Raw genomic sequence first — 13,634 nt, 5'->3', positions numbered from 1 at the left:
CCATCACGATGAAGGGCGCGCAGAAGCTGCGCGACGAGCTGGATCACCTGAAGTCGGTCAAGCGCCCGAAGGTCATTGCGGCCATCGCCGAAGCGCGTGAGCATGGCGACCTGAAGGAGAACGCCGAGTACCACGCCGCGCGCGAGGAACAGGGCTTCATCGAAGGCCGCATCAAGCAGCTGGAAGGCGAGCTGTCGCACGCCGAGATCATCGACGTGAGCAAGCTCAATGCCGGCTCCAAGGTGGTGTTCGGCGCCAGCGTGACGCTGGCCGACGTGGAAACCGACGAAGAGAAGAAGTACCAGATCGTCGGTGACCTGGAGGCGGACATCAAGCTGGGCCTGATCGCCATCTCCTCGCCGGTGGCGCGCGCGATGATCGGCAAGCTGGAAGGCGATTCGATCGTGATCGACGCCCCGGCTGGCCAGCGCGAGTACGAGATCGTCAGCGTCAGCTACGTGGACTGACCACGTGGCGACGGCGACCCTGCTGTTGCCCGCACGCAGCCGCTTTGCCGCGGCTGCGCTGCCGGACGATGTGGCGCGTGCGCTCGGCCGTGCCACGACAGTGCAGGTCGCATCGGGCGAACGCGCACAACTGACGCGCCACTTCACGGTTGCCGCGCCGCACTGGCCGGTGGCCGCGTTGACCCGCCAGCGCGACGTCGGTGATGCGGCCGGCGCCAGCTGGCTGCGTGCCGACCCGGCCTGCATGGTGCCGGACATGCACGGCGCGCGGATGATGGCCTACGGCGAGACGCTGCGGCCGACTTTGGCGGACTGCCTTGCGCTGTTGCCGGTGCTGCAGCCGCTGTTTGCCGATGCCGGGTTCGTGCTTGACGCACCGGACCCTTCGCGCTGGTACCTGCGGCTTCCGATCGACCTGGCCCTGCCGGACTTCGACAGTCCGGACGAAGTATTGGGCGATGATCTGTTCTCGCACCTGCCCGAAGGCGAGGGCGGCCGCCGTTGGCGGGCGCTGATGACCGAGGCGCAGGTGGTGCTGCACAACCATTCCTGGAACCAGCAGCGTGCCGCGCAGGGCCAGCAGCCGATCAATTCGCTGTGGTTCTGGGGTGGCGGCGTGATGCCGGTCTCGGTCAGCACGCCGCACGCGCAGGTGCGCAGCCGCGATGCATTGCTGCAGGGCCTGGCCCTGGCGGCTGGCGTCGCCGTGGATGGCGAGCAGGCGGTGGATGCGCTGGTCGACCTGCGCCAGCTGCGTTCATTGCAGCAGCTGGGCAATGATGCGATCCGTCCGCTGCTGGCCGCGCTGAAGCGTGGCGAGCTGCAGCGGCTGGTGCTGGATTTCGAGGACGGCCTGCAGTTCCAGCTGGACCGTGGCCAGCGCTGGCAGTTCTGGAAGAAGCCGCGCCAGCTTCACGATTGATCGGGGGCGGATCCGTTTTCCATCGGAAAACGGCTCGGACCCCCGATGTTTGCCGGGGTTGCCGGCCGGCGCCCGGCACTACCGCAGCTGCCGGGCGCGATCCCGCCAGCCTCTCCCGCGCGCGGTATCATCCCTCTGTCTTTCGTAACCGGCGATGCCGATGTCCCTTGCCGCCGATGCTGTGCAGCCGTCCACTGATACGCCGATGATCCGCCGCCGTGATGCGGTCGCACCCGGCAGCTGGCCGGACGGCACGCTGCCGTTGCTGGCACGGCTCTACGCCAGCCGTGGCGCCGGTACACCGGAGCTGGCGCAGCCGAAGCTGAGCAATCTGCACGCGCCAGATCTGCTGACCGGCATCGACGATGCGGTGGGCCTGCTGGTCGAGGCCATCGCCAACGACAAGCGCATCCTGGTGGTTGGTGATTTCGATTGCGATGGCGCCACTGCCTGTGCGGTCGGCGTGCGCGGCCTGCGCATGCTCGGCGCGCAGCATGTCTTCCACGCGGTGCCGAACCGCATGGTGCACGGCTACGGCCTGTCTCCCTCGCTGGTGGATGAGTTGGCCGCGCTGCAGCCGGACCTGCTGGTCACGGTCGACCACGGCATTGCCTGCCATGCGGGTGTGACTGAGGCCAAGGCGCGTGGCTGGCAGGTGCTGGTCACCGACCACCATCTGCCCGGCCCGCAGCTGCCGCCGGCCGATGTCATCGTCGATCCCAATCTCGACGGCGACGCCTTCCCCAGCAAGTCGCTGGCCGGTGTCGGCGTGATCTTCTACGTGCTGATGGCGTTGCGCCGGCAGATGCGCGAGGCCGGTGTCTTTGCCGATGGCAAGGGGCCTGACCTGACCACGCTGCTGGACCTGGTGGCGGTCGGCACCGTTGCCGACCTGGTGGCGCTGGATCCGAACAACCGTGCACTGGTCAGCGCGGGCCTGCGCCGGCTGCGCGCGGGGCAGGGCTGTGTCGGGCTGCGTGCCTTGATCGAAGCCAGCGGCCGCGACGCTGCGCGGCTGACTGCCACCGACATCGGCTTTGCACTCGGCCCGCGCCTGAATGCCGCGGGCCGGTTGGAGGACATGGCGCTGGGCATCGCGCTGCTGCTGACCGAAGACCCGCGCCAGGCGCGCGAGATCGCGCAGACGCTGGAACAGATCAATTCGGAACGCCGCGCCGTGCAGCAGTCGATGACCGACGACGCCGAGCAGGCCTTGACCCGCGTGGTGCTGGACATGGCCGGCCAGCGCCCGGTGGCGGCCTGCCTGTTCGATGCCGATTGGCACCCGGGCGTGGTCGGCCTGGTCGCGTCGAAGATGAAGGATCGCCTGCATCGCCCGGTGATCGCCTTCGCCCCGGCCGAACCGGGTGCCGACACCCTGCGTGGCTCGGCGCGCTCGATTCCCGGCCTGCACATCCGTGACGCACTGGCACTGGTCGATGCACGCCATCCGGGCCTGATCGAACGCTTCGGTGGACATGCCATGGCGGCCGGCCTCAGCCTGCGGCTCGATCATGTCGATGATTTCAAGGCGGCCTTCGTCGCCGTCGTGCTGGAAATGCTCGACCCGGCCGCGCTGCAGCAGCAGGTCCTCAGCGACGGTGAACTGGCGGCGGACGAACTCGACCATCGCCACGCCGATGCGCTGCGCCTGGCCGGGCCATGGGGCCAAGGCTTCCCGGAACCGCTGTTCGATGGCCACTTCGAAGTGGCCAACTGGCGCGTGTTGAAAGAGCGCCACCTCAAGCTGGAACTGCGCCTGCCAGGCGTACCCGGCACGATCAACGCGATCCATTTCGGCGGCTGGCACGGCAATGCACCGGGCCGCCACGTGCATCTCGCCTACCGGCTGGCCTGCGATGACTACCGCGGCGGCAGCGCCATCCAGCTGATCATCGAGCACAGCCTCCCCGCATGAAAAAGGGGACGGAGGGGATTAAGTCGCTTGTGCCTTGTTTGCCACTTGCGACTTAATCCCCTCCGTCCCCTTTCTGGGGGATCAGCGGACTTCGGTCACCAGCGTCGGCAGTTCCCAGGTACCCCCAGGCACGCCGCGGCATAGACCCGGCGCCACCTCGGACGTCGCGATGAAGTTCGTCCCGTCCCACGTCCAGGCTGCGTGCGAAATGCAGTCAGCGAGGCCGCGGCCCTTCTGCGCGGCAATGATCTGGCCATCGTCGTAGTCGATGGCATCGCTGGTCACCCACTTTGCCTGGAACGGCGGCTGTGGGCGGGCCACCCAGTAGCCATCGCCGCTGTTATAGGCCGCTCGCCAGCAGGGCACGTTGACCAGCACGTGCTGTGCGTCCAGGCGGCGGACCTCCAGCGGCGAGTTGCTCAGCGGAGTATCGGCATCGGCTTCCTGAAGGCCTTCGCAACTGTCGTCCTCCAGCGTGGCGCGCAGAGCCGCGCGCAGGGCGGGTGAGGCGGCCAGTTTCGCAAACGCCGGGTCGTCCGGGGTCGAGTCCAGGGTAGCGGCCTTGCGCACAACGGGCACCGGCAGCGCGGCGGGAACGCCGGATTCAGGCGTACTGCCCTTGCGCATCACCGCGCCGGGTGTACCGAGGCGTCCCTGGTACTCATCGATCTTCAGCAGCACCGCTGCCGCCCCCTTGTCCGACAACGGCCAGCGATGGCCGGCGCCATCAGTCACGCTGACTCCACCGTCGCGCACCAGCGCGGACAGCAGTGTGCTGGTCTGCGCGGCATTCAACATGTGCGTGCCTTCGCCCTTTGCAGGTGCCAGAACGCCCAGATCCTGCTGCTGGATGCGCAGATGCAGTGCGCCCTTGGGCTGGGGCTGGCCCTCTTCCGGCTGCAGCGACAGGCGACCCTGGAAGGCCTGGCCCGGGCCGCCCTTGCGGGTGAGCAGCACACTCAGGGTGCTGTCATCGTCGGTGGCATAGCCAGCGGCGCGGCAGGTCAGGGTGTTGTCGCAGGCCACGACCCAGTCGTGGTGCTGGAAATACAGGCTTTTGGCCGGGGCTGCCGCAAGGGCGGTCAGGGGGCAGGCCAGTGCCAACAGAGTGGCCAGCAGGGGCAATCGCATCGGCATCCTTGCGCGTGTGGGAGCGTGGGGCATGGTGCCTGTGGGTGGGGGCAAAGAAAAGCTGTGCATCGTCCAACCCCGTTCCGGTTGTCCGTGCGTTCAATGGTCCACGATCCCACTGGAGCCCTGTCATGGTCTTCGCCCGATGCTGCACTGTGTTGTTGCTGGCCCTTGTGGCCTGGCCCGCTGGCGCGCAGTCGCCACGGATCTCCCGGCCGCAGGCCACCATGCCGCTGCTGATCGCGCCGGCCGCTGAACAACCGGTGCAGCTGCAGCGCGCACGCATTGAAGGCGAAGTGCAGGCCGGCATCGCCCAGACCCGGATCACCCTGGAATTCCACAACCCGAACCGGCGCGTACTGGAGGGTGAGCTGCAGTTCCCGCTGGCCGATGGCCAGCAGATCAGCGGCTTCGCGCTGGATATCAACGGTGAACTGCGCGACGCCGTGCCGGTGCCCAAGGACCGTGGCCGCCAGGTGTTCGAAGAGATTGCCCGACGTGGTGTCGACCCGGGCCTGCTGGAACAGACCGCCGGCAACCAGTTCCGCCTGCGCATCTATCCGCTGCCGGCCGGTGGCAGCCGTCGCGTGCAGCTTGTGATTCGCGAGCCGTTGGCCTTCGCCGGCCAAGGCTGGCAGTGGACGCTGCCGCTGCAGTTCGCGGCCGGAGCAGCCGCGGTCGAACTGGAACTGCAGGCGCCCACCACGACCAGCGCAGGTGCGGCTCCGTTCCGCATCAACGCGGGCCGGCTGCACTGGCAGGGCAAGGGCGCGCAGTTGCCGGCGCAGCTGCAGTGGATCCTGCCCGCAGCACGTCAGGCACAGGTGCAGGTGGCGCCCTGGCAGGATGGGCACTACCTGCTGGCGCAGCTGCCGGTGTCGACCAGCAGCACGCCCCGCACGTTGCCCAGCGAGGTCGGGCTGCTGTGGGATGGCTCCGGCTCGGCGGGCCAGCGCAATCGCACGCGTGAGTTCGCGCTGCTGGATCGTTACTTCGCCGCGATGGGTGAAGGCACGGTGGCATTGACCGTGCTGCGCGACCGCGCCGAACCGGTGCGTCGCTTCCGTATCCGCGCAGGCAACTGGAGTGAGCTGCGCGCAGCACTGCAGGCGGTGCGCCCTGACGGTGCCAGCGCGCTGGCCCAGTGGCAGCCGCAGCCGAGTGTGAAGGAATACCTGCTGGTCAGCGATGGCCTGCTGACCTATGGGCCGGAACAAATGCCGACGCTGGCACCGGGGCAGCGCCTGTTCGCGATCAGCAGCGCCGGTGCCCGTACCGACAGCACGCGCCTGCGTGGCTGGAGCGAGGCGCATGGCGGTCGCTTCGTCGCGCTGGGCAAGGATGTCGAATCGGCCGTGCGTGAGTTGCTGTCGTCGCCGTTGGACGTGCAGGTCGATGCGGGCCGTGGCGTACAGGACGTGGTGATCGATCGACGCAGTGAGGCCCAGGGCTGGCTGTGGCTGCACGCACGACTGGCCGCCGATGGCGTGCCGATGCGTGTGCGCGTGGGCGGCGGCGAGTGGGAAGCGCTGCCGGCGACGCAGAAGAGCAATGACGGTGAACTGCTGGCCGGTTTGTGGGCGCAGGCGCGCCTGCAGCAGCTGGCCGCCGACCGTCGTGGCAACCGCGAGGCGATGCAGCGCCTGTCGCAGCAGTTTGGCCTGGTCGGGCCGGACACCTCGCTGATCGTGCTGGAGACCCTGGAGGACTACCTGCGCTATGCGATCCGCCCTTCGGGCAAGCTGCGCGCCGAGTACGATGCACGATTCGCAGTGCAGCTGGCGGATCGCGCCGCTGCAGATCGCCAGCGCCTGGATGAAGTGACGGCACGCTGGAAGGAGCGCCAGCAGTGGTGGAACCGCAGCTGGCCGAAGGACACGCCGCCGCAGGCAAAGGGCAGGGCACTGGAAGTGGCCTCCGCGGACTATGCGATGGAATCGGCACCGGTGGCGATGCTCGCCGCGCCTGCACCCGCCGCTCCGCCCGCCCCCGCGCCGATGGCGGCGGCCGAGCAGCGCATGGAAGCCAGCAGCGCGCGTTCACGTCGCTCGGCGTCTGCGTCCAACAAGGCGCTGGATCTGATCACGGTCACTGGCGGCCGTGTCGCCACGCCCGCTGCCGCCAACGAGGGCGAGCTCGGCATCCAGCTTGCGGCCTGGCAGCCGGATTCGACCGTCGCCCGGCGCCTGCGCCAGGGGCCGGCGTCGCAGCTGTATGACCGCTACCTGGCCGAGCGCGATGCACATGCCGACAGCAGCGCATTCTTCCTCGACGTGGCCGACCTGCTGCTGGAGCAGGGCCAGCGCGAACTGGCGCTGCGCGTGCTGTCGAACCTGGCCGAGATGGACCTGGACAATCGCCACCTGCTGCGCGTGCTCGGCTACCGGCTGATGCAGGCCGATGCCCCCGCGCTGGCGGTGCCGGTGTTCGAGCAGGTGCTGGCGATGGGCCAGGAAGAGCCGCAGAGTTTCCGCGATCTTGGCCTGGCACTTGCAGCGGCTGGCAAGCCGCAGCAGGCGCTGGCACCGCTGTACCAGGTGGTGGTGCGGCCGTGGGACAGCCGCTTTGATGGCATTGCCCTGATCGCATTGGACGAGCTGACCAACCTGGTGGCACGCAGCACGCCGCGGCTGGATACCCGCAGCATCGACCCGCGCCTGCTGCAGGCCATGCCGCTGGACCTGCGCGTGGTGCTGTCGTGGGATGCCGACAACAGCGACATGGACCTGTGGGTGACCGATCCGAACGGCGAGCGCGCGTACTACGGCAACCGCCTGACCTACCAGGGCGGGCAGATGTCGCAGGACTTCACCGGCGGCTATGGCCCGGAGCAGTTCTCGCTGCGCAACGCCAAGCCGGGCAAGTACAAGGTGGAGGCCAACTACTTCGGCAGCCGCCAGCAGCTGGTGACGGGGGCGACGACGCTGATGCTGCGCCTGACCACCCACTGGGGCACGGCCAAGCAGAAGGACCAGATGGTGACGATGCGGTTGAAGGATCGCGCCGAAACCGTGCTGGTGGGCGAATTCGAGGTGCGGTAGCGCTGGGCCATGCCCAGCGAAGTAGAGACACGCCATGCGTGGCTGCGTGGAATCCTCCGCGTCCGCCGGGCATGGCCCGGCGCTGCTTCGCCTGCTTATCCACGCATGGCGTGGATCTACTGAAGCTTGTTGCGCGGCGGGGCACTGAAGTAGAGCCACGCCATGTGTGGCTGCAGTGCCCAGTTTATCCACGCATGGCGTGGATCTACTGAAGCTTGTTGCGCGGCGGGGCACTGAAGTAGAGCCACGCCATGCGTGGCTGCGGTGCCCGGTTTATCCACGCATGGCGTGGATCTACTGAGGGGGGCGACGCTGGCGCGGAATCCACCGCGCCAGTGCCACGCCACCGCCGAGGATCAGCAGCGTGCCGACTGTGTGCCACAGCAGCTCTGTAACCGGCGCATCCGGCAGGGGAATCCTGTCCGCGAGCCAATCAATGACCGGCCGCGCCATCAGGTAGATCACCACCACGCCCAGCACGCGAAGCACCCGCTGCACCATGCCCTGCGGATCGGCCGGCCAGCCGCGCCACTGCAGCCACGCCACCAGCAGGGTGAGTGCCAGTAGCCGCGAGGCTTCGCCCAGCGCAACCAGGTGCGTCCACAACGAGGCCCATGCCAACGCCACGCCCAGGCCCAGCAGTACCGGCTGCTGCCAGCGCCGCGCACCCCGCAGCCCTGGCATCAACAGCCAGGCCAGCACGGCGATGCCGAGGCCGAGCAACCAGCCAGCCAGTACGTCCGCAAGGAAGTGCCGGCCCAGGTACATGCGCGATATTGCCATCAGCAGGGGCCAGCCCAGCATCAGCGTCCAGCGCAGCCAGCGGCGGCGGACGCCGAACGCCAGCAGCAGCGCAACACCTGCGGCCGTGGTGATGCCTACGTGGCCGCTGTTGAAACCATAGTCTGCATGCGGCTGGGCGCGCAGCATCGCCGTGGCCTGCGCATCGGGAAGCGACCAGAAGGTGTGTCCGCCACCATTCACCACGAACGGGTGCGAAGGCTCGCCCTTGTCCAGCACTGCCGCATCCACGTCGGAGGGGCGGGGCAGGGCGGCGGCCTGTTTGATGGCATGCGTGGCACAGGCCATCAGCAGCACCGCCAGCATCACGCAGAGGCCAGCGCGAAGGCGTGCCCCGAATGCACACACCAGGATCAGCGCGGTATAGGCCATTTCATAGCCGAGCAGGCTGATGAACTGCATCAGCGCCAGCATCCAGCCTGCATCAAAGGTCTGTTGCAGCCACAGGTGCCAATGGGTCTGGAACATCCGTTGTCCTCATTGCGCCGTCGCGACGCGAACCGTCGGTGACGATAGCGGATTATCGGTTGGTGGACAGGAAGCAGCCGAGCATGGGCTCGGCTCTACAACAATGCAGCGCCTACTGTGCGGTTGCGGCGCGCAGGCCGAACAGCGGACGCAGCCAGCGCACGCGGCGGATCAGCAGTTCGTGGATCAGCAGGCAGCCACTCACGGTACCGGCCACCAGCAGCGCAGGTTCCAGCCAGGGGCCCAGCTGCATCGGTCGCAGCGCGTACAGCAGGACGATCAGCACGGTCTGGTGGAGGATGTACCAGCTGAACACCGCCTCGCGGCAGTAGGCAAGGCCGGGCCAGGGACGGTCCAGCAACACGCGCGCCCAGCCGAACAGCGTCAGCAGCATGCACCATGTATAGAGCGCGCGGCCAACGCGTTCGGTCTGGGCCCAGGGCAGGGCCAGCACCCAGGCATCCAGATCGCCCACATGTGGCAGGCGGGACAGTGCGCGGATGCCCAGCTCCAGGCAGAGCCCCAGCACCGCCAGGGCCAGGGTTACATGGCGCCCGCGCACCAGCAGATCCCAGCCGCGCTGCCAGCGCGCCGCCAGGAAGCCGCCGAGGAACAGCGGCAGCGATTCGGCATGTACATAAACGTCGTCCAGCAGGGCGTGGGTGGGTGGCCAACGCGGCATCAGTACCAGCAGGGACCAGGCCAGCCAGGCCACTGGCACTACCAGCAGTGAGGCGCTCAGCAGGCGGTCGCTCGGCTGCCAGCCTGGCAGCAGCTTGCGCAGTGGACGCAGCAGGCTGGCCAGTACCACCGCCAGTACGGTGTAAGGCAGCAGGTAGGCCAGATACCACAGGTGGTTCCAGGTGAAGCCGTAGGCGGCACCACTGAAATGCGCGCCCGGCCACGGCTGGAACTGCCAGTAGCGCCACAGGAACCGGGCCAGCCCCGGTGCCACGTCGCCCTTGTCCAGCGCTTCGTAGTAGGCCTGCAGGGACACGACGGCGACGATGCCGAACAGCAATGGCAGAAGCAGGCGCCAGCCACGGCGGAGGGTGTGCTGCAACCGACCCCGGTCGGGCAGGGACAGGCCCAGCGCGATACCGCTGATGGCGAACAGCAGCGGCATGCGCCATCGATTCAGCGCGATCATCGGCCACTGCAGCCATTCGGAGGTGTAGGTGCTCTTGAGGTGAAAGTCCCAGCCGGCCACGTAGGCCATGGCGGCGTGGTAGAGGATCAGCAGGGCGAAGGCGGCGATGCGCAGGGTGTCCAAGTCGTGGCGACGGTGCATGAGCGGCGGGCTTCGGGAGGAAGCTGCACGCTCTGCCAGCCAAGGCCCGGATGCCAGTGGATGGGGCGCGATGGCGGACGTTCAGGGGCCAGTGGTGGGGTGGCTGGGACCAATGGCTGATGCGCATGGAGCCGGATGGGCAACAATGGAGGCATGGAGAATGGAGATTCGGCGGCGCTGACCGCCCCAGTTGCAGAACGAACGCGTCGCCCCGGGCTTGCCGTCGCATTCTGGTCGTTGCTTTTCCTGGGCACCGCCGCAGGCAATGTGCTGGCGCAGTGGATGCGGGCATTGCGCGACGCGCAGCCCTTTTCCGCAGGGACTGTCTCGATCGAGGAGTTCAGCAGTGCGCTGGCCAGCCTGGGCCTGTTGGCGCTTCTGCACGCCGCCGCTCGTCGCTGGCCGTTGCACGCAGACACGTGGAAGCGCCGCATCGGCTTCTACGTGCTGGGCGGTATCGGCTGGTGGCTGCTGCACGTCAGCGCCATGGTGCTGCTGCGCAAGCTGGCTTTCAGTCTGGTCGGGCAGCACTACACCTACGGCGACTGGCCGGCACAATGGTTCTACGAGTTCTTCAAGGACGTGCAGACCTACAGCCTGCTGGTGATCGCCGTGCACGCCGTGGCCTGGTTCGGTCGCCAGCGGCAGGGGGAAGCACACCTGCTGGCCGAGCCCGACGACGGCCCACCGGTCGCGTCGGTCGAGCGCCCCCAGCACTTCCTGGTGCGCAAGCTGGGCAAGGAGTTCCTGGTGGCCACCGCAGATGTGGAGTACGCCCAGGCGGCCGGGAACTACGTGAACCTGCGGGTGCGCGGACATGACTATCCGCTGCGGATCACCATGGCGGTGCTGGAGCAGCGGCTGGATCCGGGCGAGTTCCTCCGCCCGCACCGCAGCTGGCTGATCCATCGCGGCCAGCTGCGCTCGATCGAGCCGCTGGACGGGGGCGAGGCCCTGCTGCACATGGCCGACGGAGCCAAGGTGCCCTGCAGCCGGCGCCAGCTGCCGCTGCTGCGGCAGGCGCTGGGCGGGGCGGGTGGGGCCGGCGGGTAGAGTCGACTGTTAGTCGACTGCTGTTCGTTCAGGTTCCGGTGAAGCCCGCGCTGCGCGCGATAGTCGACTAACAGTCGACTCTACCGGCCGGCCCCCCTCATGCCGGCATGCCCGGCCTGCGGTATCATTGGCAGTCATCTTTTGAATGCATAACCGCCGACATGATCGAACTGAATCCTGTCCGCCAGCGCATCACCGATCTGACCGATCGCGTGCTGTCGCTTCGGGGGTATCTTTGACTACGACGCCAAGAAAGAGCGTCTTGAAGAAGTAACGCGGGAGCTGGAAAGCCCCGATGTCTGGAACAACGCCGAGTACGCCCAGAACCTGGGCCGCGAACGTTCCAGCCTGGAAAAGACCGTGGGCGGCATCGCCTCGGTGCTGGATGGCCTGACCGACGCCACCGAGCTGCTGGAACTGGCCGAGTCCGAACAGGACGAGGACACCGCGCTGGCCGTGGTCGCCGACCTGGACAAGCACCAGGCGCACGTGGAGAAGCTGGAATTCCAGCGCATGTTCTCCGGCGAAATGGACAATGCGGCGGCGTTCGTCGACATCCAGGCCGGTGCCGGTGGTACCGAAGCCCAGGACTGGGCCGAGATCCTGCTGCGCATGTACCTGCGCTGGTGTGAATCGCGCGGCTGGAAGACCGAACTGATGGAAGTCTCCGGTGGCGACGTCGCCGGCATCAAGTCGGCCACGCTGCGCGTGGAAGGCGACTACGCCTATGGCTGGCTGAAGACCGAGACCGGCGTGCACCGCCTGGTGCGCAAGTCGCCGTTCGATTCGGACAACCGCCGCCACACCAGCTTCACCTCGGTGTTCGTGTCGCCGGAAATCGATGACAACATCGATATCACCATCAACCCGGCCGACCTGCGTACCGACGTGTACCGTTCGTCCGGTGCCGGTGGCCAGCACGTGAACAAGACCGAGTCGGCGGTGCGTATCACTCACATCCCGACCAACATCGTCGTGGCGTGCCAGACCGGCCGCAGCCAGCACCAGAACCGCGACAACGCGATGAAGATGCTGGCCGCCAAGCTGTACGAGCTGGAGATCCAGAAGCGCAACGCCGAGAAGGACGCGGTGGAAGCCACCAAGTCCGACATCGGGTGGGGCAGCCAGATCCGCAACTACGTGCTCGACCAGAGCCGTATCAAGGACCTGCGCACCGGCATCGAACGCTCGGATACGCAGAAGGTGCTCGACGGCGACCTGGACGAGTTCGTCGAGGCCAGCCTGAAGGCCGGCCTGGCCGTGGGCTCCAAGCGCGTCGATGCCTGATCGGCGCGCCTGCGCGGATATCATCGCCCTCGTGCGCAACGCCGAGGGCGGCTGAACCGGCTTTCTGTAGAGCCGAAGGCAGCGGCAGGAGCCGCTGCCAACGTTGCTTGCGACGGCCCGCAGGGTGCCGGTCAGGACGACCGGCATAGCCATGCTCGGCTGCTGTTCGCGCGGTGGCAGATGCGTCGAGGATGGCTCGACGCTACAAAGGGTAGGACGGGCCGATGATGCGCAGCGAAAGTGAACGCAAGGAACTCGGCGGCTTCCTCAAGGCCTGCCGCGCCCGTGTCGACCCCGCCACGCTCGGCCTGCCGGCCGGGCGCCGGCGTACCCCGGGCCTGAAGCGCGAGGAAGTGGCGCTGGCGATCGGGGTGAGCGTGAGCTGGTACACCTGGATCGAGCAGGGCCGTGAAGTGCGTGCCTCGCCCGAGGTGCTTGAGCGCCTGGCGCAGGTGCTGCGCATGAGCGATGACGAGCGCGCCTATGCGTTCGCGCTCTCGGGCTATGGCGTGCCGCTGGAATCACCGGACGAGAGCGTGACTGATGGTCTGCGCCAGCTGGTGGAAGCGATGCAGCCGATCCCGGCGTACGTGCGCAACACCCGTTTCGACATCCTGGCCTGGAACCCCGCCATCGCCGAGCTGTTCGTGGACTACAGCCAGCTGGCGCCGCATGAGCGCAATACGCTGCGGCTGATGTTCCTTTACCCGCCGTACCGCACGCTGATCCTCAACTGGGAAGAAATGACCCGCGGCCTGCTGGCCGGCTTCCGCGCGGCGATGGCGCAGGCGCCGGACAAGACACCGTTCCTGGCGCTGGTGGAGGACATCGCGGCGCATAGCGAGGAGTTCCGCAAGTGGTGGCCGGAGCACGACGTGCGGCGGTTCGATGAAGGTGCGAAGAAGTTGAACCATCCCACGCGCGGGTTGCTGGACCTGCAGTACGTGGCGCTGGTGCCGGAGAGCCGGCACGACCTGTCACTGGTTACCTACCTGCCGCGTAGGTAAGGGGTTGTTCGGCAGGGCTTGCAGCCCTGCACCTGCTTCAAGCCGAAGCAACGGCAACAGCAACAGCGAGCTATCCGTGGGTTGGCGGGGCGGTGTCGGAGTGCGGGGACGCCGCAAGTACGTCCGTGTAGCAACTGTGTTGCCGGAGGGGCTCAGGTTCCTCCGGCAGACAGGCACGGTAGTGCCGGCCGCTGGCCGGCAGCCKCTTGGAGCGCGCGCAGGCTGGCTTCAGGCGGGGATCGATCCGC

10 protein-coding genes are annotated in these 13,634 nt (G+C 67.7%); 7 read left to right on the top strand and 3 right to left on the bottom strand.

The genetic code is table 11. The annotated features are described in order from the left end of the window. Nucleotides 1-2: 2 nt before the first annotated feature. From greA to recJ, 3 genes are all read left to right on the top strand, one after another. Nucleotides 3-467, top strand: a complete 465-nt coding sequence (gene greA, locus D7T59_RS16000; RefSeq protein ID WP_026347191.1) for a transcription elongation factor GreA — start codon at nt 3-5, stop codon at nt 465-467. A gap of 4 nt (nt 468-471) precedes the next feature. Then, entirely contained in the window at nt 472-1,389 is a 918-nt protein-coding gene (locus tag D7T59_RS15995; RefSeq protein ID WP_164137810.1) for a phosphoglycerate mutase, read from the top strand. A 160-nt stretch (nt 1,390-1,549) separates the two neighbouring features. Next, the gene (recJ, locus tag D7T59_RS15990; RefSeq protein WP_180852815.1) at nt 1,550-3,307 is read left to right on the top strand and encodes a single-stranded-DNA-specific exonuclease RecJ; all 1,758 of its coding nucleotides are present in this window, start codon (nt 1,550-1,552) and stop codon (nt 3,305-3,307) included. An 81-nt stretch (nt 3,308-3,388) separates the two neighbouring features. Here recJ and D7T59_RS15985 read toward each other — a convergent pair whose 3' ends face one another. Continuing rightward, nucleotides 3,389-4,438 carry a DUF1176 domain-containing protein gene (locus D7T59_RS15985; RefSeq protein ID WP_180852814.1) on the bottom strand — a complete coding sequence of 350 codons (1,050 nt, stop codon included), beginning with the start codon at nt 4,436-4,438 and terminating at the stop codon, nt 3,389-3,391. Between the two features lie 131 nt (nt 4,439-4,569). Between D7T59_RS15985 and D7T59_RS15980 the strand changes: the two genes are divergently transcribed. Then, complete coding sequence (locus D7T59_RS15980) at nt 4,570-7,479, top strand: VIT domain-containing protein (protein ID WP_180852813.1); 2,910 nt, start codon at nt 4,570-4,572, stop codon at nt 7,477-7,479. A 294-nt stretch (nt 7,480-7,773) separates the two neighbouring features. Here D7T59_RS15980 and D7T59_RS15975 read toward each other — a convergent pair whose 3' ends face one another. Together D7T59_RS15975 and D7T59_RS15970 are read right to left on the bottom strand one after the other, a co-directional pair. Further along, nucleotides 7,774-8,748, bottom strand: a complete 975-nt coding sequence (locus D7T59_RS15975) for a phosphatase PAP2 family protein (RefSeq protein WP_180852812.1) — start codon at nt 8,746-8,748, stop codon at nt 7,774-7,776. A gap of 112 nt (nt 8,749-8,860) precedes the next feature. Next, nucleotides 8,861-10,039: an acyltransferase family protein gene (locus tag D7T59_RS15970; RefSeq protein ID WP_180852811.1), complete on the bottom strand. Its 1,179-nt coding sequence runs from the start codon at nt 10,037-10,039 to the stop codon at nt 8,861-8,863. Nucleotides 10,040-10,174: 135 nt separating this feature from the next. Here D7T59_RS15970 and D7T59_RS15965 point away from each other — a divergent pair, with 135 nt between their 5' ends. The 3 genes from D7T59_RS15965 (at nt 10,175) to D7T59_RS15955 (ending at nt 13,386) form a co-directional block, all read left to right on the top strand. Then, nucleotides 10,175-11,092, top strand: a complete 918-nt coding sequence (locus tag D7T59_RS15965) for a LytTR family DNA-binding domain-containing protein (protein WP_180852810.1) — start codon at nt 10,175-10,177, stop codon at nt 11,090-11,092. A 161-nt stretch (nt 11,093-11,253) separates the two neighbouring features. Beyond that, nucleotides 11,254-12,379 (top strand): peptide chain release factor 2 gene (gene prfB / locus D7T59_RS15960; protein ID WP_099551678.1). Its coding sequence is split into 2 segments (ribosomal slippage): nt 11,254-11,328 and nt 11,330-12,379, totalling 1,125 coding nucleotides; the frame shifts between segments, so codons are not numbered across the junction. A 224-nt stretch (nt 12,380-12,603) separates the two neighbouring features. Further along, complete coding sequence (locus D7T59_RS15955; protein WP_180852809.1) at nt 12,604-13,386, top strand: helix-turn-helix transcriptional regulator; 783 nt, start codon at nt 12,604-12,606, stop codon at nt 13,384-13,386. Nucleotides 13,387-13,634: the final 248 nt, after the last annotated feature.

The sequence above is a fragment of the Stenotrophomonas maltophilia genome, from assembly GCF_013464915.1.
Classification (GTDB): Bacteria; Pseudomonadota; Gammaproteobacteria; order Xanthomonadales; family Xanthomonadaceae; genus Stenotrophomonas; species Stenotrophomonas maltophilia_AT.
This window is presented reverse-complemented; position numbering and strand designations above follow the sequence as displayed.

Bases quoted from the DNA above. Each gene is read 5' to 3' on its own strand.
- recJ (WP_180852815.1), top strand. From the start codon at position 1,550: ATGTCCCTTGCCGCCGATGCTGTGCAGCCGTCCACTGATACGCCGATG.
- D7T59_RS15985 (WP_180852814.1), bottom strand. From the start codon at position 4,438: ATGCGATTGCCCCTGCTGGCCACTCTGTTGGCACTGGCCTGCCCCCTG.
- D7T59_RS15965 (WP_180852810.1), top strand. From the start codon at position 10,175: ATGGGCAACAATGGAGGCATGGAGAATGGAGATTCGGCGGCGCTGACC.
- D7T59_RS15955 (WP_180852809.1), top strand. From the start codon at position 12,604: ATGATGCGCAGCGAAAGTGAACGCAAGGAACTCGGCGGCTTCCTCAAG.
- D7T59_RS15970 (WP_180852811.1), bottom strand. From the start codon at position 10,039: ATGCACCGTCGCCACGACTTGGACACCCTGCGCATCGCCGCCTTCGCC.
- D7T59_RS15975 (WP_180852812.1), bottom strand. From the start codon at position 8,748: ATGTTCCAGACCCATTGGCACCTGTGGCTGCAACAGACCTTTGATGCA.
- D7T59_RS15980 (WP_180852813.1), top strand. From the start codon at position 4,570: ATGGTCTTCGCCCGATGCTGCACTGTGTTGTTGCTGGCCCTTGTGGCC.